The following is a 22,221-nucleotide window of genomic DNA, read 5'->3' on the forward strand; positions in this document are numbered from 1 at the left end:
ATTGTGATGATGGCTCATTGTCCATAACTTGGCGCACCTTGTTCCAAATATGCTCTTTCTTCTTCAGTGTTTTTTCTTTTTAATACGGTGTTTCTGTGAGGAAACCGCCCGAACTGCTCTATGATACCTAATTGTTCTCTGATGTAATTGAGGTAGTTTTCTATAACACTTTTGTGCTGCTCATCTACCTCACTGTAAATTTTGTTGAAGAGTTCTAAACAGAGCTTTTGATCGGCAAAGTATTCCGAATGATGCAGTGGCATATATAAAAAAATGCGTTCAACAAATTGAAGCTGTAAATCCCAATTATTGCTGATAGCGTGCTTTGAATATTGGCGAGCAAGCATATCTCCAGCAAAGGCTTTTGCTGTTTTGCGGTAAATATTACGAGAGAATTGGTCAAGAATAATAACTAAAGCTAGCGTTGGGTGTGGGTGTAGCGTCCAGTCTTCGAGTTGCTGGCTCATCGCTTTTTCATGAAGCTCACCGAAGTTATCTCTAATTTTGTCATCAAATTCAGTTCCACCTTGAAACCAAGCCTTACTATATTCGAGAGAAGAGAACCCGTCTTTGATTTCCCCATACCAGAATTTTATAACGTCATGATGGTTCATTTACATCACCCATTTAATCTGCTTATATAGTAAACAACCCCAGTATAGCTATTGAGTTGTTGGCTAGAAAGCAATTTTGCGAGTGTTTATGCCACAACTTATTTTTGATCCACATGTTCACTTTATCGATTTAACTAAAGGTCATTACCATTGGTTACGAAATGCGAATGAATGCTGGCTTAAAAATGTTAATCAAATAAAGAAAAATTTCTCTGTTGAAGATTTAAAGCTGTTTCCACCATTTGAACTTGATGGCTTTACTCATGTTGAGGCTGGCTTTGATAATACACATCCAGAAAGAGAGTTGTCTTTTGTATCTAGCATCTCAAAAAAAGCTTCATTAATTTCATACTTAGCACTGGATACACCTCCTACAATTTTTGAACAAAAGTTGTCGCTGTTTATGTTATTTCAACAGTTCATTGGAATTAGAGATATTTCTGAAGGTGAGGATTTTCGAAGGCTAAAAGTCGATTCTGTTGTGACTAATTTATCGCTGTTAGAGAGCTGCCAACTGATATTTGAAGCACAATTTAATCTTGATGATCATAACGCCGTAACGCTTTTTTATTCATTGGCTCGGCAACGGCCAAAGCTGAAAATAGTAATTAACCACTGTGGTTTTGTGTCACCAAGTAATTATGAGAGTTGGAGTTACAGTATTAAAAAGCTGTCTCAATGTCAGAATATTTATATAAAATTTTGTGGTTTTGAAATGCTCAGCCAATGTGTAACCAGTGAGTTTAAACAGGAGGTACTTGATACTTTGCTGGAGAGTTTTTCAGAGAGTAGAGTGATGTTTGCCAGTAACGTTCCGCTTTGTTTGACTCAAAAAACTTATCAGCAAATATGGCAAGAGTATTCCGAAATGCAGCTTAAGCCTGAAGTTTGGCGTAAGCTGAGTTACGAAAATGCAAAAAGGGTTTATTTTATCTAACGACAATTCTGGGTGACTTCATCACAACCTCATCATTGAGTTCTATTCCTATACCTGGGGCTTCTGATACCTCAAAGAAACCGTTTTTAGGTTGTGGGTCTTGAATGCACAATTCTCGGTTCCACTGCTTTATTGCGTACGTATGATGCTCATGGATTAAGAAGTTTGGAATAGCGGTTTCCAAATGAAGTGAGGCAGCCGTAGAAACGGGACCACCACAAACATGGGCTTGAATGCGTACATCAAAAATGTCGGCATAATCACACACTTTTTTCGTTTCGGTAAAGCCACCGCAAAGCCCAATGTCAGGTTGAAGTACGTCGACACTTTGCTCTTCAAGATACGGTCGAACTTGCCAGCGATTATATAAGCGCTCTCCACCTGCGATAGGTACATTGACTTTATCAGCGACTTTGGAATGAAGAGAAGGATTAAGATAATTCACGGGCTCTTCGTAGTACATGCATCCGTATTCTTCAGCGATTTCACCTAACTGAATTGCTGTTGTTGCGCCTGGCAAACTGTGGCATTCAAAAATAATATCGACCTCATCACCAACAGCATGACGAATGGCAGCCATTCGAGAATGGTACAGTTTCATTTCCGCTTTTGAAATTATCTTGGTGCGATCAAAATAAGTGTTTCCATCTTTGTCATACATAATGGGATCTACTTTCACTGCGTCATAACCATCTGCAAGGGCTTTTAGAGCAGCTTCAGCGTATTCATCTGGTGCTTTTAACGCTTTAAATTCTTTATCCCAATCAAACTGAAGCTGTGAAGCGTAAGTACGGAGCTTTTGGTTAACTTTTCCGCCTAAAAGTTGATAAACAGGCAGACCGAGTGCTTTACCTTTTATATCCCAAAGCGCTGTGTCTATTGCGCTCATTGCCGCATAAACTACTGGGCCGCCACCTAATCCCCAAAAGCTTTCTCGCAACATTCGTGACCAAAGATTTTCAGTTTGAAATGGGTCAAAACCGATTAAAAAGGCTTCTGAAAACTCTTTAATCATATTCGCCGCAGCACTGTGGCCTAAATCGTAAGCAAGGCCAGCTTCACCAACACCAGTAACTCCCTCGTCAGTGTGAATACGCACAAAAACAGGGTTCCAAGCTGTCCTTTCTGGGCAGTGAATATCAAAGATTTCAACGTGGTTGATTTTCATAGGTATTCCTTTTTATGATTTTATTCGGCAAAACTTGGGTCGAGTCGATAGGCTTTTCGTAGCATGGCAGGCCAAACCATTTGTCCACCAGAGCTCCCCATATGTACTTTCTGTTGCTGCACTTTGACGGTATCAAGCACTTCTTGTCTTATTGGAATTAATGGTTGCTCAGTAGATAAAGCCATAACTTGGATTTCACAAGCTTTCTGTAGATCAGCCCAGCGCATAAAGGCTTCACCAACAGTTCTTCCTAAAGATAGAGCACCATGATTTGGCAACATTAAAATATTTGCATTGCCTAGATCTTCTTGTAGGCGCTGTTTTTCTTCGGCGTTTACGGCTAAACCTTCGTAAGCGTGATAGGCCATTTGGTTTACTGAAAACATAGAATGTTGAGATATAGGCAAAAATCCGTCTTCAATGGTTGCTACAACAATAGTTTCATTGGTGTGAAGGTGGATGACGCACTGGGCGTCATGTCGTACTTCATGAATCGCGCTGTGAATAGTGAAACCCGCAGGATTAATTTTGAAAGGTGTATCGTCCAAAATTTCACCTCTAAGATTTACTTTCACTAAGTTGGAAGCAGTGATTTCATCAAAGGCAAGACCATAGGCATTAACTAAGTACTCGTCTTTATCAGGTAAACGAGCTGAGATGTGAGTATAAATAGTATCATCCCAACCGAAATGTTGAGCCAATCGATAACAAGCTGCGAGATCGACTCGTAATTGCCATTCTTCAGTTGGAACCTTATTTTTTAGATCAATTTTTTCAATATGATACATGGTCACTACTCATAAGTTATAACGACCAATCGAGTGTAATAGAGCAAGGAGCCTTGGTCAATTAGTCGCCATGTCGCTTGGTATTAGAGCAGAGGTATAAGGAACTAGGTGGTATTGCAAAACATCTAAAATCGGTTGTCCACATATAGTATGGCCTTCAAATATCTTATCGATTTGAGCTCTGGTTTGAGGGTCTTCGATTGTCAACAAGTTTGCCTCAGCAAGTAATTCTTGTAGTGCGCATATGAGCAAAGGCGATCTTTTACTATAAATAATTTGTTCAACAAATTCTTCGAATGTTGAGTATGCGAATTCATCTCCCCTTAACAAATCATCCAACTCATCTTGCAGTGCCTCTTTAGTGCTTAAAGATTGGGATAGTTCTTCAATAGATTTAGGTAGTACGGTTTTAACACCGAAGCCCAAATTAATATAAAAATCATCATCTAAGAAACTGGCATGTATTACTAGCTGTTGGTCACACTCCAAACGACAATATTTGAATGATCTGGATCTCCAGTCTCCAAAGTATTCAGGCGAATCAAAGCCAGAGTCTAGTTGACTATTATCACGAAAACTAATTAATTCACTGAGCAGCGCTGCTACCTTTTTTGGTTTTGAGTCAAACGATTCTATGAGCATTAACCGTATTAGCTCGTTTTTTAAGGGGAGTGACACTGTTACTAATTCTTCTGCTGCAGCAATTAATTCTGCATGGGTGGTTGGAGTATAATGGACATCACTCAATTTAAGTAAATATTTTTTTTGGGATTCATAGGCTTTAATAATGTTGCTTGTGCTTCTTGAAACAACGTGCTTCCCCATAAGTAAGATTTTCACTTCTATTTCATTATTTGGCTTTGTGATTAATTTTATTTCAAACGTATGTTTCGTTTCGTCAGGCATTGATTTAAGTGTTTTGTAATAGCGATGAATGAGATTTAGAGCCTCATCAGAGCAACTTGCTATCGGGTAATTACTTAATTCAGTTTTTAAAGCTACCAATGCTTCCTTTTTCATGGTTCTTTTGACTGAAGGAAAGCGAGAAGAATGAAGTTCAAAACAATCTTTTTTATCTGTAAGTATTTCTTTAAAACGGCTTGAAGTGAGCTTTTCTCCTCCATTAAATTGGGGTGTCACTGCTGCTACTTTTGTACTAAGCATGGTCAACAAAACGGAATTCTCTACAAAAAAAACGCTGTACTGTATCATCTAAATTGTCTTTACTTAGTTTTATTAAAAATAATTAATTTCCAACTTAACTCAACAGATAAATACTCCTAATGTGAAAGAGCAGAAATCTCCCCTTGATTTAGGTATAATCGCCTCAATATATGCAATCAATTATGATTTTATTTTAGGTATATTCGATGTTAGATACCAAGTTTGACGAGTTAATGGAGTTTCCCTGCTCTTTCCCATTTAAAGTTGTTGGGGATGCGAGCGACACTTTAGAAGATCGTGTTGTTGCTGTAGTTCAGCAGCATGCTCCTGGTGATTACTCCCCTTCTACTAAAGCATCAAGTAAAGGTACATATCATTCTGTAACCATTCGAATTAAAGCAACAAGTAAAGCTCAAGTAGAAACGCTTTATGTAGAGCTTGCTAAAATTGAAGGTGTAAAACGAGTTCTCTAAGCTCGTGATTTAGGAGAAAAGCTTTTGCAATACGGAAAACTGCACATTAGGCAACTCGGTCGACAAAATTACGAAACAGTTTGGCATGCCATGCAGGAATATACGGATAACCGTGATTCTGAAAGTGCTGACGAAATATGGGCTGTAGAACACCCACCTGTGTTTACCCAAGGTCAAGCAGGTAAAGCAGAACATATTTTAATGCCCGGTGATATACCTGTCATTCAAGTCGATAGAGGCGGGCAAGTGACGTATCACGGTCCAGGTCAATTAGTGGTCTACCCACTTCTTGATATTAAAAGGCTTAAGATAGGTGTTCGTCAGCTCGTTAACACCATTGAGCAAAGTATTGTTGATATGCTTAAAGAGTATGATGTTGAAGCGTATCCTAAAGCTGATGCACCTGGTGTGTATGTTAATGAAGCAAAAGTAGCCTCGTTAGGCTTAAGAATTAGAAAAGGTTGTTCTTTCCATGGTTTAGCGTTAAACGTAAATATGGATATGGAGCCATTTCATAGAATTAACCCATGTGGTTACGCAGGATTACAAATGGTGCAATGTTGTGATCTTGGTGGCCCGCAATCGGTGCAGGAAGCAGGCGATAAACTTATTCAGAACTTGGGACGTTTATTAGATTATAAACAACAGGTTCATCATCAAGGATTAGCAGAAGTCAATGAGTAGACCTGAAAGACTACAGCCCGGTGTGAAGTTACGTGATGCTGACAAAGTATCTCGTATCCCGGTGAAAATCGTTCCTTCTGAACGTGAAACAATGTTACGTAAGCCTGATTGGTTGCGTGTTAAGTTGCCTGCATCAAACCAGCGGATTACTGAAATTAAACAAGCACTCCGCAAAAACGGTTTGCATTCGGTATGTGAAGAAGCATCGTGCCCGAATTTATCTGAATGTTTTAACCACGGTACAGCAACCTTTATGATTTTAGGTGCGATTTGTACTCGTCGTTGTCCGTTTTGCGATGTTGCTCATGGTCGTCCGTTAAAGCCTGATGCAGAAGAACCAGTCAAGCTTGCTAAAACGATTAAAGACATGAAGCTTAAATACGTCGTGATCACATCGGTAGACCGTGATGATTTACGTGATGGTGGCGCACAACATTTTTCTGATTGCATTCGTGAAATTCGTATTCTTAATCCTGATATTAAGATTGAAATCTTAGTACCTGATTTCAGAGGGCGGATTGATACAGCGCTTGATATTATTTCTCAAAACCCGCCGGATGTATTTAACCACAATTTAGAAACAGCGCCTGCGCATTACCGTAAAGCGCGTCCTGGTGCGAACTATCAATGGTCATTAAACTTGCTTAAGCAGTTTAAAGAGCGTCATCCTGATGTACCAACTAAGTCCGGTTTGATGATGGGGCTAGGTGAAAGCAATGAAGAGATTATGCAAGTGTTGCGTGATCTTCGTGAGCACAATGTTGAAATGCTAACATTAGGCCAATACCTACAGCCATCTAAGTTCCACTTGCCTGTAGTGCGTTACGTACCGCCAGTTGAATTTGATGAACTTAAAGAGTTTGCTGACGACATTGGTTTTACTCACGCTGCGTGTGGTCCAATGGTTCGTTCGAGCTACCATGCTGACTTACAAGCCATGGGTAAAGAAGTTAAGTAAGCACTTAGCCTCTTTATTTTAAGAAAAAAGCCGCAACTGCGGCTTTTTTAATAATTGAAAAAACATACTTTGAGTTGTTTATAACTTTAGCTCCATCAAAATAGCATCTTCACGGCCTCTCTTTGAAGGGTAATATTCTTTTCTCTTTCCCGTCTCTGTAAACCCTGACTTTATGTACAGCTGAATCGCACTTTGATTGGAGGCTCTAACCTCTAATTGTAAAAAAGAAGCCTCTCTTTTTTTTGCCGTTTGAATGAGCTCAGCCATTAGAATTTTTCCGAGGCCTTGCCCTTGAGCATATGGAGAAACACAAATATCCATCAACGTAGCTTCATCAACAACTTGATGAACGATGGCAAAAGCAACGAGCTGTTCATTCAATTTGAGACCAAGATTATGATATAGATGTCCAAAACAGCTTTGGATATTTGCTTCAGACATTGGATGAGAGTGAGCTAATTTTTCAATGGTTGAAATAAGTTGGCTGTCATCTTTGCTAAGTTCAACAAAGCGAAGAGCATTCTTTTCTGTCTTCATGAGGGGGTATTTTTTTCTTTCAAATGGTCACAAATTTGCTGCCATAATTGTCTTTTGCCGCTGCTACCATTGAGTAGCTGCTTCATCGGTTGTGATTCAATCCAAGCAATGTGTGGACGAGTTTTACGGCTTCTCATATCCCAAACAATTTTAGCGCCTTTAAGTGGCTTCTCTGTTAAGTGGTACTCAATCTCAGAAAGATCCATTAAAGATAATATTTGCTCTATAAACTCTGCAGAAGGAGGTGTATCGTCATCATCATGCAAGATCAAAAATTCAGGTTGTTGGCTTGCTGACGTAGCCAATTGCCATCTAGAGATCTCCATTGCATCGAGATAAGCGTTTTTTTCCATGAGTAAATCTTGCAAGTAATTTATGTGAATGAGTATATCAGAATACCTTGTTAACTAATTGTAAAGTTTCTCTTTAACTTAACTCTCGTTACCGTTACAGTAAATGTGAGGTCGTACCAGAGAAGAATGTGATGTTTGATTTTAAAAAGCACACCCAAATCGCACCAGAAAAATTGATAGATTGCCACGGTGAACCAGTATTTGGTCAGTTTGATGGCATTGTTTCAGATTTAAATATCCGTGACTTTAATTATTTTAATGTGATGGATAAACCCATGAGCGCTTTGAAAAGGTATTTTCATTATAAGCAGTTTCAGTTCGTTTCAATTATAACGCCTCATTATATTATTGGTGTGGCTATTGCGGACATTCGTTACGTCGGAAGTAGCTTTTGTTATGTTTATGATATCCACAAAAATAAGCTGATCGAAACGACTTGGCTACGCCCATTAGGGTTAAGGTATTCGGTTGGCCGTTCTCCTATGAATGGCGCTACTGAGATCGGCAGCAAGTCAAATGGGATTCGCTTTGAGATCATTGATGGAAAGTGGCATTTAAAAATTCATTCTAAAAAGCTCAGTGCGAATTTACGGTTGGAACCTCTTGCGCTCAGTTTACCTATGTCTATGTGCAGTCCAACATCATACAGTGGATGGACTTATACCCAGAAACATAATGGAATAAAACCAGTCGGTCAGTTAACGATTAATGAAGAACAGCAGCCACTCAATCATGCTTTGGCGAGTTATGATTTTTCTGCTGGTTTTATGCGTCGTGAAACGAGTTGGCGTTGGGCTTCGTTGAACGCCGAAATTGAACAAGGCGTCATTGGGCTAAATTTAGCTGCCGGTGTCAACGAGACAGGTAATTCGGAAAATGTGTTCTGGATAAACGGTGAACGGCATTTACTTGGCGCAACACAGTTTACCTTTAGTCGCCATAATGGCGCTAAAGATGGATGGCGTATCTTGTCAGAAAACGGACAAGTTGATCTTCATTTTACGCCTCGAAATGTGCGTAGTGAGAAGCTAAATCTCATGTTTTTGAAAAGCAATTTTAGGCAATTTATTGGTGATTTTAACGGTGAGATTCACGATAATGCGGGTATAACTTATCGATTATCTAACGTACTCGGGCTCACTGAAGACCACTATGCGAAGTGGTAGATCGTTTTTAACAATAAAAATAATAAAGGGTTGTTGTAATGAGTGTTGAAAATTTGATTAACCATCCAGAATGGCTGTTAGTGGTATTAGCCCCCATTTTCTTCTTATGTATTTTGTTGGAATACTTTTTAGGCATTCGAAAAAATAAATTACCAGAAAATGCACAATATAAATTACCAGAAGTGCTGTGTAACTTTAGCTTGGCTGGATTGCACCAAGTTACTGATTTGCTGGCTGGTTTGCTTATTGCACAATTGTACTTGAATGTTTTTGGGTTTCGACTCTTTGATATCGAGATGACGGCTTGGACTTTCATATTATTGCTGGTGGCTCAAGATTTTTGCTATTACTGGTTTCATCGAGCAAGTCATCGAATTCGATGGATGTGGGCGGCTCATGTCGTGCATCATAGCTCTGAAAATATGAATTTCACTACCGCATTTCGCCAAAGTTTAATGTACCCAGTCGCTGGTATGTGGGTGTTTTGGCTACCGCTTGTTATTATTGGTTTTGATCCTAAGTGGGTCGTTTTTACCGTTTTATTAAGTCTGGGTTATCAATTTTTTGTTCATACACAAATGGTTGGGAAATTAGGCTGGTTAGAATGGATTATGAATACGCCTTCTCATCATCGAGTTCATCATGGCGTGAACCCACAATACATTGATAAAAATTATGCTGGCGTGTTTATTATCTGGGACAAAATGTTTGGTACTTTTGAGCCAGAGCAAGAAACGGTACGTTACGGAATTACTAAGCCGGTAAATAGTTTTAACCCAATAACAGTAAGCTTTGTAGAGTGGAGAGATATGATTGTAGATGCAAGTCAAAAGAATCTGTCTATGATTCAACGTTTGAAAGTTTTAATGAAACCTCCAAAATAAATTAATCGGGAAATAGAAGATTGTTTTTTCTAAAATTTATTAGAATTTAAAGATTTTTTCATTAATTAATGGTAATCACGGAAACGTGACGTGGATCACCATAAGCATTTTTTTATGTTGTTTCTGCTGCGTATTTTGCATTTTATGGATCTATCGTATTACTTATAGAGTTCAAAATATGGCAGTAGCAAATACAGCAAGTACGGTTCAAAGTGCGGTGCACGGTAGAAGCAATATGAGTTATTGGGTTCAATTAGAGGGTTTTTATCAAGGGATTAAATCTAATCTGCCCAGTAGGTTAAAGGAGGATATTTATGTTGCAATTCACGATTTAGCTCAAGCATTAGAACCAAAACAACAATTTGAATTTTTTAGCTATCTGGAGAAGTTACTACCGCTTAGATATAAGGCAAATTTGATAAAAAGTGAGTCAAAGAAAAATCCCAGAGAATTAATTCTCACCATTAAGGATAATACTAAACCCAAAGCGAACATAGTTTATCAAAGTACAGTTCCAGCCTCATTAGATGATGAATATGATTATATAGATGGAGATTGGCAGCTTAAACCAAATGACTGCTATAACAGCAGAGCTGAATTGACTAAGGTGTTAGAAAGTTATCATCGTGACGGTTCAGAATCCGATTCGGGGGTTAGTAGTATGAATTCAACTCCGGATACAGTAAGAAGAAGCGGACGCCTTCCACTTCGTCAATCACCACTACTTATGCACAAAAAAACTGTTGAAACTCACCTCGTTGATTCTGGAGAATATGATTATGTAATATCAAGTGCCTTGGATACTACAATGTCAGCAAGTTTACCTGTTTCGACATTTTTCCATGAATCTAGCGTGAATACTCAAACTAGAAGGAGAAATGTGTCAGACAGTGAAGTTGTTATGAAAAGGCCACCACCAATACCGGCACGAAATCTGAGATCTAAAGAAACGATTCCTTCTGCAAGAGATGAGTTAAGTTCCGCTGTCGTAGGATTTGATGAGTTAAACATCCAAGATGTAACAACACGAACTTCCTCGGGGTACTTAAGTTGAGTGAGCATTGGGGGATTGGCTAGAAGCTGCGGTTTACTTTTACACTTCCAGCCAATCAAAGGGACTGATAAAACTAATTAAAACTTAACTCTGATAAGGAAAGTTGGTGTTTGGTGACCAAGTTACCTAACTTATTTTTTAGTCCAAATTCAATGATGGGATCCGGTTTATTCCAATCGATTTCGATGAAACCGTAATTCACATTATTGGTAAAATCACCCATGCGATGTTTATTTGGGCTTACGTCTTTCCATTTTTCACTTAAGCCAGAGCTGGTGACTTCCCATAATGGATAAGCATCGACCTTTTCTAGTTTAGAAATTTCACCCCAATGAGTATCACCACTGATAAGCAACACACCATTAATTTTATGTTGTTTTATAAAGGAAATCAGGCGATTTCTATCGTTAGGGAAGTTAGCCCATGACTCCCAACCCGTAAACTCAGGGAGTAACTGTAAGCTAGAACCGATGATTTTAATTTTTGATGGCTTTAATAATTCTTTTTCAAGCCATTGCCACTGAGTATCCCCCAACATGCTGGCTGACTTATCAGGCGAAACGGTATAAGGCCCCATATTGTTTGGGATGCGTTTGGTCGCATACTCAAGTTTACTGACGGAGTGAAGCTTGTCTCGGTTCCAGCGTAAATCAGGCAAGATTACATGTACTTTTTGCGCTTCATCACCGTAAAAGTAGGACGTGTATATACCGTCTTTTTGCGTATAACGAGCTGAGTCCTTAGGCTCTTCAAAAAAGTCGAGCATGATCTTACGAGACGATTCTTTTTGTGGGTACTCTTTACCTGCATCATTTTCACCAAAATCATGGTCGTCCCAAATAGCGATGATCTCTGATTGTTGCTTTAGCGTTTTAAAGCCTTGATTTTGTCCAAGCCGCTGATATTTCGCTTCAAGCGCTTTCATGTCTTCTGTGTCACCGTAAACATTATCGCCTAGCATGATAAACACATCGGGTTTATCTCGATTGATAGCATCAAAAATAGGCATAGGCTTGTATTGTTTAGCACAAGAGCCAAAGTAGATTTTTTGTAATTTAATCGTATTCGCAGAAGAAAGAGTGCTTAGAAACAAGAAAAAAAAGAATATTATATTTATGGTTAATTTCATTGTAAGCCGTGCGTTATTTAATTCGGATTGAAGCTTACTATTGGATTATAAACCTTTTATGACACTTTATTGGTTTGCTGGACTTGTGTTGAGATAATAACCCTCACCAGAAGGCTCAACTTCTACGAGTAACCATTCGTCAGAATCTATAGGTGAATTTGAAAGTGTATGGTCAACATTTTTAACTGTGTGTTTTCCACTCTCTTTATGCTCTGTCATGTAAGGGGAGCTTTTTGCGTGTTCTGGATGTACATCAAAGTAATTTCCTGGACTATATGCTGGCGGAAGTTCTCTAGATATTGGGTCATTTGGAGTCGGGTTAGGGCAAGGCGTTGTACTACTACTATTGTGCTCTGGTGACGGCCGGTATACGAGAGGTGGTGCTGTTGGCTCTACAGTAAATGTATCATCCGAATTGCTGTCGATTGATTCTTCAGGTTGAGCCTCAGTCATATACTGTGGGTTATACGGTGGAGGTATACTAGAAGGCACTTTGGGCTCAGAATTATGGCGCTGCTCTTTTAATAAATTTGAGCTGTTAGCGATATCGAGTTGATTTTTTATTAAAGAAGGTAGAAAAGGAATATCGTTAAAGAATGTAATAAAAGGCAACTCTACAGAACTTCCTAAGCAAGAGTTATCTGCACTAATGAAATAAGTAACTTGTAGAGCATCAAATGAACTATTAGGGCTCTCTAATTGAAGGCACTCCTCAAAGCTTAATTGCCTTAGAAAAGCTTGGTTTTCAAGTGAAACCGTCCCACCTTTTTCATCAGCTAGTTTATTAATTCGAACTACTCTTGCTTTGCTTAATGCACAGTCATTTAGAGAGAGTTTATTTAATTGTTTTTTTTGTCGTTCAGCAGTTTCTTTATTTGGTGCTATAGCGAGTTTGTGTGCTGTAGCTAAAAAATCATGTCTGTGTTTACAGTTTAAGTAATCTTTTTTACGGTGGTTTACAGTATGAAAGTCTCTCAGGGCGTCACTAGTAAATTTATGGCCAAAAATAGGTGAAGCAAAAATCGTTTGGAGGTGTGTTCTGATTAAAAGATCAGATACTACTTTTAATGATAGCTCTTTACCACAGCAACTATAGGAATTTTCAGTACTTTCAGTACTTAAGGTTATGTATCCGGTGTACGGTACTGTAAAATCGGATGAAGCAGTTGTTGCAGTCGCCATATGTATCTGAACGAGCATAATGGGGTTATAAGTTAAAACTTATAACCCCATTATGCCATGCTGAAAAGTTAATTATTGTTTACTCTTACTACTTTGGTACTTGGATATGCTCAAAATTGGCTTAGCAGCAGTTTTATTAAAGTTGACCGAAGACTCACCCAATAAACTTAATGCCGTTGCTGCAATTTGGGATTGCTTAAGTTCATGCGTGGTTTTCATTTGTCCTAGATTTTGAATATCAGGCCCTATCGCAGCCATCCAAATATGCTCAGAGCCAACAATGCCATCAGGGAAATCTTTCTGTAGGCCTTTCATATAACCTGAAAGTGACTTTTTCGATGCGTGATGTTGCCAATCATTGAGGTTTGAACCACGCCCATGATCCGTCACAATTAATAAATTCGTTTTATTTTTATATTCAGGCATGGACTGAAGTTGAGCCCATAGCTTTGCAATAAACTGGTCGGTACGATGAGCGGCTTCAATATAATGATCGTATCGACCATCGTGTGCGAAATCGTCAGTTTCACCATAGGAAATTGTTATTACTTTGGGTTTGTTTGTTTTCAGATACTCAAGCGCAAAGTTGTGGGTAAAGGTATCTAAACGAACAGTGGTCCAAGGACTCGGTGTTTGCGCCTGTATTTGGTTTAAATATTTAGCCTTGTTTGTTAGCAGATACCCGAATGCATTATTAAAACCGGCATTAACATGAAGCTTGCTGCGCTCAACATTAAAAATATAAGGGAACACATCCCAGCTGCCAAAAACCGCAACGTGTTTGTAACCTTTCTCGTTTTGTAGCCATTCTAGAAAGCTCACTTCTGGATTATTTATTTTTTTATTTGAATTAAGCTTAGGGTTGGTGACGCCAGTAAATATTTCACTGTAACCAGGGTACGAAAAGTTCCATTGGTTAGCCACAGACATATTAGAGCCAATGTCTCGGTTACCAATAATCACACCTTGCTCTGCGATATCGGTCCATAAAAAAGGCATTAAGGTTTTACGTGCCTGCTTTGGTGGTTGGGTAAGCAAGCGTTTCATTAGCCCAGTTTTTGTTTTGGTATAAGTTTTATCATTAGCGATTTCTATTTGAGGGCCTCTAAATACATCTTGCCATCGGAGGCCGTCAATCGTTACTAGCACTAAATTATTTTGAGCAACCGAAGTAAAGCTGACAAAGCACATAATTAGGCTCAGGTAGCGTTTCATCTCTTAATTCCTTTAAATTTGACTCAATGAAATAAAAAAAGGGGCAAGAAAACATCCTTGCCCCAAAGTCTAGGGAAATAGTATTGCGCTTTTATTGCGCCGCAATATAATGTTTAGAACCTTAGATCTAAAGTTAATGCAGCAGTCTTTCCGGCTCCAATAAAGAAGGTTTCACCATTGCCTGTACCTGCTGCTAAATATTGCTCGTCAAATAAGTTATTGACCACAAACGATAGGTTTACAGCATCAATCGAGTTACTTTCGAAGTCCATGGCATAAGCTACACGTATATCTGTAAGGGTGTAGTCATCGGCAGCCCCTTTATCACCGGTATATTTAGTCGATGATGAAATCGTTAAATCATCCATATGATAAGTGCCTGTAATAACCCACATTTCTTCGATTGAGTCGATTACTCGCTCACCTTTTGTGAAGCCAGGTGCATTCCCAACATACTCTGAATCATTATTGGTGTATGAGGCATAGAAGTTTAAGTCTTCAGTCGCATCCCAGTTCGCACTCACTTCAAGGCCTTGAGACTCAATACCACCCACATTCAAATAACTGCCATTTGTGCCAATGGTGTAGTTGATGCCATCGGTATCTGCATTTGGTGCTAAGAAGGTAATGCGGTTATCAAATTCAATATGATAAAGCGTTGCTTGTAAGTTGAAGCTATCGGCACGGTAACGTAAACCCAGTTCAATATTATCTGCAGTTTCAGGTTCAATATCAGTAAGTGCAGAAGCATCTCTTTCAAGAGCGGTATCTTTAATTGCAGCAAAGTTTTGGCTGTAACTACCAAATAACTCCAATTCATCCGTAGCTTGGAATAAGATACCACCACTGAATAATACGTCTGAATCACTATTAACTTTTGCAGTTGTTTGACGTGTTGAGTGGTCAAACTTTTCTAAATCTACAAGGTACTGTTGTACCCCTAAGTTAATGGTGAAATCACCAAACGTCATTGTGTCTTGAATGAACCACTTAAAGGTCGTGGTATCAAATGTGAGGGCGTACTGAGTCCAGTAAGGTGTCTGATCAAAGTGGTGATAAACACGAGCATCAATCACTTTGTGCCAGTCACGTGATTCATCACGTTTATTATCTTCATACCAAATACCAGCCTTTAATGCATGATTATCAAGCTCTAGCTCAGCACTTGCCGTCAAACCGTTACGGCTTTTCTTGTAATGAGTGTGGCGGAACGACATTACCGGAACGGCATCTCTTGGATAACATGCTGGGTGAAGTCCTGGCCCTGAATTCCAAGGCCACTCGTAGTTAGCTGTGCAACCCGCAGAAGGCGATAAAGGATTACCCGAACCATCGGTGAAGCCATAAGTTGACTCAATGCTGCCATATCGATCAGTTTGGATTCCGTTTTCGTCAACAGCGTTAACGAGATAAGGTGGGATCCAATCGCCGCGGCCTTTGTTTCTATGATGATAAGGTGTTACTTGAATCGAAAAACTGTCTGTAGCTTGGTAATCAAATTTCAAGTAAGCAAAAGTGTTTTCACGCAGCGTTGACCAACCTTCAGCAAACATTTGATCAAGATGAGGCACACCTGTCCAATTCCAAGTTAGCTGATCCCAATCAGGCGTTTGATTAAACTGCTCAACACTAACACTGTTGTAGTTATCTTCATGCACATCGTTATAAGATATGCGGCCAGTTAAGGTAAAGTCGTCATTAATATCTGATACAAACTTAAGCTCAGCATGCTGATTGTTGAAGCCACCGTTTGAACCGCTGCCAATCCAACGTTTAGTTTCTGTATCTGCATAGCTGAGATAAGCGTAGGTGTTCTCGAAGATTTCGCCTGTCTCATGACGGGCAAAATACTGCTTAGCATCGTGGCTACCAGTGGTGTATTCAATCGTGGTTTCACGCTCCATTGACGGATCTTTGGAGATGAAGTTGAACGTACCACCCAGAGCTTCCAGCGACGCTGAAGAAAGATCTGAAGTACCTTGGGTTACATCAACTGTCGCTAAATTTTGAATTCCAATATAGCGGTTTGCTTTAGCACCACCACCGTAGTTCGAGTTACCATTTGGTAACCCGTCGATAGTCATACCAATTTGCTGTTGATTACTGTCAATGGTAAAACCGCGCATGGTAATTGTTGTTGACCAATCGTCTCCACCAAAAGCGTCACCTTGATTAATGCTGATACCGGGTAAGTTGTTGATAGTATCGAGCACACTTGAAATAGGCGCTTTTTGTTCAATCATCACTTGGCTTGCGTTATTATTTGCTACAGCAATACGCTTGCCTGCAACCGTGATTTTTTCAATTTGAGAATCATCATCTTGCTTTGCAGCATCATCAGCAAAAGCAAGAGGTGAAAAAGCGAAATAAACAGCACTAGCCAAAACAGATTTTGCGAATGTTGAAGGCATGGTTCTCCCCACCAGGTAATTAATTATTATCAACGGCGGCAAGTTTAGGGGAGGTATGTTGCAAATATGTTTAGTTAAAATGATGCTTGAGTGAAGAAAAAATGAACGAATTAAAACGAGGCTCTTTTACAAAAACATATTAAGAGCCAAAAGTTTTAACCAAAAATCTTATTTAGCTTTTCTGCTAATCGAACTCCAGCTTGTTGTAGTCTTCGGTTCAATGTAGGCATTGCTTGGTACATGTAGGTATATGACAAGTCATACACGCCATTTTTTTTCGGGGGTAAATTTCCATAAACAATATTTCTACATGCCACAGATTCTTTAGCCCAATCAACGTATGAAGATATACTCCATTGTGTAATTTCTTGGTTCGTAGGCTTTAAAAACGTCGCGTATTCTTCGTAGGACAAATTTTGAGCATTAATCATTCCAGAGTCCCATACAGCATGGAGATCACTTGGGTGACCCAAAAAATCTACTTTTATGCTATTTCCACCATGATCAGAAGCGTAACCAGCATGAAGAGGCTGGTGTATATCCCCTACAAGGTGAACATAAAAAGCGAGTGCTTGCCAGCGCTGCTCTGCGGTTAACTCTTTTCTATGGAGCAGTTTTTTTTCAAAATAGGGGAGGGCTTGAATGACGTTGGCTGGTTCGCCACTGGCTTTTTGTTGGTAAATATTTGAAGCATATTTAGCATTTATATAATGCCAAATTAGAGTGTGCTTCCAAGCTGGAGAAGGGCGAACATCGTCGGGGAAAGTCGCAAGCTTAGCAAGTGGATAGCCTTCAGTTATTTTCAAAATAGCTTGTTTGGCTTCTTGTGTAAGTAATTGCTGTGCGATTTGAGCCACGATTCTGTGGCCTGTGTGACCAAATGCGAATGACTGAGAGGAAAAGAGTACAGTAAATAATAAGATGAGAACTTTCTTCATCAAGAACCTGCCTAAAAATATGATTTATGAATAAATATAGTCTTTAAAATTTAAATCGCTTTACATATAAGACGACATAAGCCAATCGAGGGGCTAATTTGTATGTGGAAGTAAAATACACTCACAGTACCTGCATGTTGTGCGCTCGTAAGATTAAGGTATTAAGTACTGGAAAATGAAAGTTGATAATAAAGGATATTTAGAGTTCATAACAGAATGGTAAATAAATCTTAATTTAACGTTAATCTTCTCACATTATAAATAAAAGCACTGACTCAGTAAGGGGGGATAAAAATAGAGGGTGTTGGGTTTCTGAGAGGGATTAAAACAAAAAAGCCTGCTATTGCAGGCTCTTATGTAGGAATTTGATGGTGGCCCCTCACAGACTTGAACTGTGGACCTGACGATTATGAGACCTTTCACATAGAGTTAATAATTGTTACTTATTGTAATTAGCTGTTAATAGTTTCATTATACATTTCATGCGGTTATTGCCTCGTTGAGACCTCTGTTGCTAAATTTATTTAACCTTATTAGAGCCTTATGATTTCGGCTCATGGTAGCGCAGAGGCAGCACAGAGATGATAACCACTAGTTTAAAGCTTACTGAATCAGCCATTGATAAATTTTTTACTATTTGAGCGTTTATCAGTTCAAGGCGTGAGCAGTGAGGCTTAGTCATCTAAGTGAGCTGTTCACAACACGGAACTGTGAACGCTTAAAAGCATCGGAGACAGCGTAAATTGGTCGCTCTTTCAAAATAAAAGGTGCTGCGTTATCGTTTGCTTATTTGGAAACGAAGTAACGACAGTTTTGTCTGTCGATAATAACCAAACCTCACAAGCTCTGCCTTGCATAAAGTAACCAATTTATCGCTGCAAAAATAATCACGAAAGATCAACAGACCCTAGACTCATTCTATTAGTTTGAGGTGGTTGTGCAGTTATCTTCAATACCCACTCAATTTGAATATTGCGATTGTTCTGAGAAAGCGAGGGTTATGATTACTAACTTATGGGGGGCCAAGCCTTGCCTAAGATAGAGCCAATTAAAAAATATCAATTTAGAGCTTTATCCCAACCTAAGCTTAACACTAATAGTCAACTCGAATATCTGAGTACTGCTACGTGTTGTACTGACTTCCCGAGAAGGGCAATAGTTTGGAAGCCGAATGACCTAAATTCGAAGGATATACCCATGATACTTGAAGATGCATGTTTCAGGACTTTTTCAGCGCCAATTCTTTGAGGCGCATTAGCGAAGGAATATCGGGATTCTTTCGAGCTAATGTAACAAAGAAGAATTGGCGCTGAGAAGTCCACGCAGTGCGAGTTGCACAGCTTGCTACTCTTCGTTGCCAGTGCTAACAATAGCTCACTATTGTCGCACACTGTCGCCTTGATTAACAAGTTGTGCATTCTCGCTGAAATCGAGCATCTTCAGGTATCATGGGTATAAAAGGGTGAGCCAGTTACCTGTTAAGCAATATGATTCGTTCCTTACCAGTAAATAACGATTTTTTGTTTTAGTTTAAAAAGTTCGCCAAATACCAGTATTAAGATCATGAAATTGCTGAATACTAAAAGAAACTTGTGCACTTGGTGTAACGCTGTTGACACTCTCAACTTGGTAGTTTTAAGGCAAACCGCAATTGATTTAGAAGAATCATTAGGGAGTTATTTTGAACCTGTATTATGATGTTTTCACAAGTAATATATTACAAAAACAAGTATCTCTTAATTTCTCACTTGAAACTATTAAAAGCTCCCCCATCTATTAAGCATATAAGGCTCAAAGTTTGAGCTAGACTTCATTGTGATGTGTAAACCTACTTTTCTGGGTTTCAGGAGGCTATATGCGACTCGATAGGATGACCACTAAATTCCAACAGGCGCTTTCAGATGCTCAGTCACTGGCGCTGGGTAAAGATCACCAATATATCGAACCAGTTCATTTAATGTCGTCTTTATTAAATCAAGACGGTACAACCATTGCTCCACTGCTTACAGAAGCAGGCATCAACGTTAAAAATTTACGTTCAGGGTTATCGAAAGAATTAGAACGTTTTCCTGTGGTAGAAGGAACAGGTGGTGATGTTCAGCTCTCTCAGGCTTCGGGACGAGTGCTTAATTTGTGCGATAAGATGGCGCAAAAGCGACAAGATAAGTTTATTTCGAGCGAACTGTTTGTATTAGCTGCGTTAGAAGCCAATGATGCTTTAACGAAACTATTAAAAGATAACGGTGCAACGAAAGATAAATTAGAAAAAACCATTGAGCAGTTTAGAGGTGGTAAAAACGTGGACGATGCTAATGCAGAAGATCAACGTCAAGCGCTAAAGAAGTATACGGTAGATCTAACGGAGCGTGCAGAGCAAGGAAAACTTGATCCTGTCATCGGTCGTGACGAAGAAATTCGACGAACTGTACAAGTATTGCAGCGCCGAACCAAAAATAATCCTGTGCTCATAGGTGAACCTGGTGTTGGTAAAACAGCAATTGTTGAGGGGCTAGCGCAACGTATCGTCAATGGCGAGGTGCCAGAGGGCATTAAAAATAAACGTGTATTATCACTGGATATGGGGTCACTCATTGCTGGTGCAAAATATCGAGGTGAATTTGAAGAACGGTTGAAGGCGGTATTGAGCGAGTTGTCTCAGCAGGAAGGGCAAATCATCTTGTTTATTGATGAGCTTCATACCATGGTCGGTGCAGGTAAAACTGACGGCGCTATGGATGCAGGCAATATGCTTAAGCCTGCATTAGCGCGTGGTGAACTGCATTGTGTTGGTGCAACGACGTTAGATGAATATCGTCAATACATCGAAAAAGATGCCGCTCTTGAGCGTCGATTCCAAAAAGTGTTGGTTGAAGAACCAAATGTAGAGTCTACAGTAGCGATTCTGCGTGGCCTAAAAGAACGTTACGAACTGCATCATCATGTAGAGATTACTGATCCCGCTATTGTGGCTGCAGCAACCATGTCGCATCGCTACATTTCAGACAGAAAACTGCCTGATAAAGCGATTGATTTGATTGATGAGGCTGCGTCATCTATCCGTATGCAAATGGATTCGAAACCAGAGCCTTTAGATCGACTGGAGCGACGAGCAATTCAACTTAAGCTTGAAGAGCAAGCACTCATTAAAGAAAAAGATGACGCTAGTGCGAAACGTCTTGAGGACTTAAGAGCTACTTTAAATGAAGTTGAGCGTGAAGTCGCTGAGCTGAATGAAGTATGGCATTCAGAAAAGGCTGCATTGGCAGGTACACAGCATATTAAGGCTGATTTAGAACAAGCAAGACATGATTTGGAAGTCGCACGACGAGCCAGTGATTTGACCCGAATGTCTGAACTGCAATACGGTAAAATTCCTGAGTTAGAAAAGCAACTCGATCTAGCGTCACAAGCTGAAATGCAAGACATGACTCTGCTTAGAAACAAAGTGACAGATGTTGAAATTGCAGAGGTACTTTCAAAAGCAACAGGTATCCCTGTGGCCAAAATGCTTGAAGGCGAAAAAGAAAAACTGCTGCAAATGGAAGATGCTCTACATAAGCGAGTGATCGGCCAAAACGAAGCTGTAGAAGCTGTAGCTAATTCAATTCGTCGTAGCCGAGCGGGTTTGTCTGACCCTAATCGCCCAATCGGCTCATTCTTATTTTTAGGCCCTACAGGTGTAGGTAAGACTGAGCTGTGTAAATCGTTAGCAACGTTTTTGTTCGATACTGAATCAGCATTGGTTCGCATTGATATGTCTGAGTTTATGGAGAAGCATTCTGTTGCTCGTTTGGTTGGAGCGCCTCCGGGATATGTGGGGTACGAAGAGGGCGGTTATTTAACAGAATCTGTAAGACGTAAGCCGTATTCTGTGATTTTGCTGGATGAAGTTGAAAAAGCACATCCAGATGTGTTTAATATCTTACTTCAAGTATTAGATGATGGGCGTTTAACGGATGGGCAAGGCCGCACGGTCGACTTTAGAAACACCGTTGTGATAATGACCTCAAACTTAGGCTCGGATATCATTCAAGAACATGCCGCGTCATTAAATTATGATGAAATGAAAGAAGCGGTAATGGGCGTTGTGGGTCAGAACTTTCGACCGGAATTTTTGAATCGGATTGATGAAACAGTGGTGTTCCATTCATTAGCTCAAGAGCATATTAGGCATATTGCGAGCATTCAAATTGGTAATTTACGTAAGCGCTTGGCTGATCGAGATTACGAACTTGAATTGAGCGAAGAAGCGTTAGATTTAATTGCAGATGCAGGGTTCGATCCTGTCTATGGTGCCAGACCATTAAAACGTACTATTCAAACAGAGATCGAGAATCCATTAGCGCAACAGATCCTCCAAGGTAAGTTGTTGCCAGGTAAGTCTATAAAAGTAATTAAAAGTAAATCTAGTCTTGTATTTTCTCAATAAATAGTAAATCGAATGCTAGTGTTTACCTGATAAACACTAGCATTTAAATTAATGCATTTATAAATTAAACTCTCTACTCAAATATGCCGTTTCATTCGTTTTAAAATTAATAATAGTTAACGTTTGATTTATATGTA

The 22,221-nt window shown here is 39.5% G+C and carries 19 protein-coding genes; 8 read left to right on the forward strand and 11 right to left on the reverse strand.

Translation table 11 applies throughout. The annotated features are described in order from the left end of the window. Nucleotides 1-14 precede the first annotated feature (14 nt). Nucleotides 15-614 (reverse strand): DUF924 family protein, encoded by a 600-nt coding sequence (locus JQC92_RS00440; protein ID WP_204997782.1) that lies wholly within the window; start codon nucleotides 612-614, stop codon nucleotides 15-17. 88 nt (nucleotides 615-702) lie between these two features. Here JQC92_RS00440 and JQC92_RS00445 point away from each other — a divergent pair, with 88 nt between their 5' ends. Then, a complete protein-coding gene (locus JQC92_RS00445; RefSeq protein WP_204997783.1) occupies nucleotides 703-1,551 on the forward strand; it encodes an amidohydrolase family protein in 849 nt (282 codons plus the stop codon). On the opposite strand, the gene JQC92_RS00450 is transcribed toward JQC92_RS00445, so the two are convergent. The 3 genes from JQC92_RS00450 to JQC92_RS00460 are packed head-to-tail and all read right to left on the reverse strand — an operon-like array spanning nucleotide 1,544 to nucleotide 4,719. After that, nucleotides 1,544-2,719, reverse strand: coding sequence for a mandelate racemase/muconate lactonizing enzyme family protein (locus tag JQC92_RS00450; protein WP_204997784.1), 1,176 nt, complete (start codon nucleotides 2,717-2,719; stop codon nucleotides 1,544-1,546). The two genes, JQC92_RS00445 and JQC92_RS00450, sit on opposite strands and share 8 nt — an antisense overlap. Before the next feature lie 20 nt (nucleotides 2,720-2,739). Beyond that, entirely contained in the window at nucleotides 2,740-3,507 is a 768-nt protein-coding gene (locus tag JQC92_RS00455; protein ID WP_204997785.1) for a class II aldolase/adducin family protein, read from the reverse strand. A gap of 57 nt (nucleotides 3,508-3,564) precedes the next feature. After that, entirely contained in the window at nucleotides 3,565-4,719 is a 1,155-nt protein-coding gene (locus JQC92_RS00460; protein ID WP_204997786.1) for a hypothetical protein, read from the reverse strand. A gap of 158 nt (nucleotides 4,720-4,877) precedes the next feature. On the opposite strand from JQC92_RS00460, the gene ybeD reads away from it, so the two are divergent. From ybeD to lipA, 3 genes are read left to right on the forward strand one after another with little or no spacing between them, the layout of a single operon-like run. Next, the gene (gene ybeD / locus JQC92_RS00465; protein WP_129948181.1) at nucleotides 4,878-5,144 is read left to right on the forward strand and encodes a DUF493 family protein YbeD; all 267 of its coding nucleotides are present in this window, start codon (nucleotides 4,878-4,880) and stop codon (nucleotides 5,142-5,144) included. 24 nt (nucleotides 5,145-5,168) lie between these two features. After that, nucleotides 5,169-5,828 carry a lipoyl(octanoyl) transferase LipB gene (lipB, locus tag JQC92_RS00470; RefSeq protein WP_204997787.1) on the forward strand — a complete coding sequence of 220 codons (660 nt, stop codon included), beginning with the start codon at nucleotides 5,169-5,171 and terminating at the stop codon, nucleotides 5,826-5,828. Continuing rightward, nucleotides 5,821-6,786, forward strand: coding sequence for a lipoyl synthase (lipA, locus tag JQC92_RS00475; protein WP_204997788.1), 966 nt, complete (start codon nucleotides 5,821-5,823; stop codon nucleotides 6,784-6,786). Before lipB ends, lipA begins: the two co-directional genes overlap by 8 nt. A 78-nt stretch (nucleotides 6,787-6,864) precedes the next feature. On the opposite strand, the gene rimI is transcribed toward lipA, so the two are convergent. Further along, entirely contained in the window at nucleotides 6,865-7,323 is a 459-nt protein-coding gene (gene rimI / locus JQC92_RS00480; protein ID WP_204997789.1) for a ribosomal protein S18-alanine N-acetyltransferase, read from the reverse strand. Then, entirely contained in the window at nucleotides 7,320-7,676 is a 357-nt protein-coding gene (locus JQC92_RS00485) for a DNA polymerase III subunit psi (protein WP_204997790.1), read from the reverse strand. The genes rimI and JQC92_RS00485 overlap by 4 nt, the downstream gene beginning before the upstream one ends. Nucleotides 7,677-7,807: 131 nt before the next feature. Between JQC92_RS00485 and JQC92_RS00490 the strand changes: the two genes are divergently transcribed. The 3 genes from JQC92_RS00490 (at nucleotide 7,808) to JQC92_RS00500 (ending at nucleotide 10,780) form a co-directional block, all read left to right on the forward strand. Further along, nucleotides 7,808-8,842, forward strand: coding sequence for a DUF2804 domain-containing protein (locus JQC92_RS00490; RefSeq protein ID WP_204997791.1), 1,035 nt, complete (start codon nucleotides 7,808-7,810; stop codon nucleotides 8,840-8,842). A gap of 38 nt (nucleotides 8,843-8,880) precedes the next feature. Beyond that, complete coding sequence (locus JQC92_RS00495) at nucleotides 8,881-9,726, forward strand: sterol desaturase family protein (RefSeq protein ID WP_204997792.1); 846 nt, start codon at nucleotides 8,881-8,883, stop codon at nucleotides 9,724-9,726. A 178-nt stretch (nucleotides 9,727-9,904) separates the two neighbouring features. Next, a complete protein-coding gene (locus JQC92_RS00500; protein WP_204997793.1) occupies nucleotides 9,905-10,780 on the forward strand; it encodes a hypothetical protein in 876 nt (291 codons plus the stop codon). Nucleotides 10,781-10,853: 73 nt separating this feature from the next. On the opposite strand, the gene JQC92_RS00505 is transcribed toward JQC92_RS00500, so the two are convergent. From JQC92_RS00505 to JQC92_RS00525, 5 genes are all read right to left on the reverse strand, one after another. Beyond that, nucleotides 10,854-11,909 (reverse strand): alkaline phosphatase D family protein, encoded by a 1,056-nt coding sequence (locus JQC92_RS00505; protein WP_204997794.1) that lies wholly within the window; start codon nucleotides 11,907-11,909, stop codon nucleotides 10,854-10,856. 66 nt (nucleotides 11,910-11,975) lie between these two features. Continuing rightward, nucleotides 11,976-13,091, reverse strand: a complete 1,116-nt coding sequence (locus tag JQC92_RS00510; protein WP_204997795.1) for a hypothetical protein — start codon at nucleotides 13,089-13,091, stop codon at nucleotides 11,976-11,978. Nucleotides 13,092-13,163: 72 nt separating this feature from the next. Further along, a complete protein-coding gene (locus JQC92_RS00515) occupies nucleotides 13,164-14,306 on the reverse strand; it encodes an alkaline phosphatase family protein (RefSeq protein ID WP_204997796.1) in 1,143 nt (380 codons plus the stop codon). Nucleotides 14,307-14,419: 113 nt separating this feature from the next. Continuing rightward, nucleotides 14,420-16,717: a TonB-dependent receptor domain-containing protein gene (locus JQC92_RS00520; RefSeq protein ID WP_204997797.1), complete on the reverse strand. Its 2,298-nt coding sequence runs from the start codon at nucleotides 16,715-16,717 to the stop codon at nucleotides 14,420-14,422. 155 nt (nucleotides 16,718-16,872) lie between these two features. Further along, nucleotides 16,873-17,655, reverse strand: a complete 783-nt coding sequence (locus tag JQC92_RS00525) for a S1/P1 nuclease (protein ID WP_204997798.1) — start codon at nucleotides 17,653-17,655, stop codon at nucleotides 16,873-16,875. Nucleotides 17,656-19,510: 1,855 nt separating this feature from the next. Between JQC92_RS00525 and clpB the strand changes: the two genes are divergently transcribed. After that, nucleotides 19,511-22,084, forward strand: coding sequence for an ATP-dependent chaperone ClpB (gene clpB / locus JQC92_RS00530; RefSeq protein ID WP_204997799.1), 2,574 nt, complete (start codon nucleotides 19,511-19,513; stop codon nucleotides 22,082-22,084). The last annotated feature ends 137 nt before the right edge of the window (nucleotides 22,085-22,221 follow it).

Origin of the sequence: Parashewanella hymeniacidonis, from assembly GCF_016900895.1 — a bacterium.
GTDB lineage: Bacteria > Pseudomonadota > Gammaproteobacteria > Enterobacterales > Shewanellaceae > Parashewanella > Parashewanella hymeniacidonis.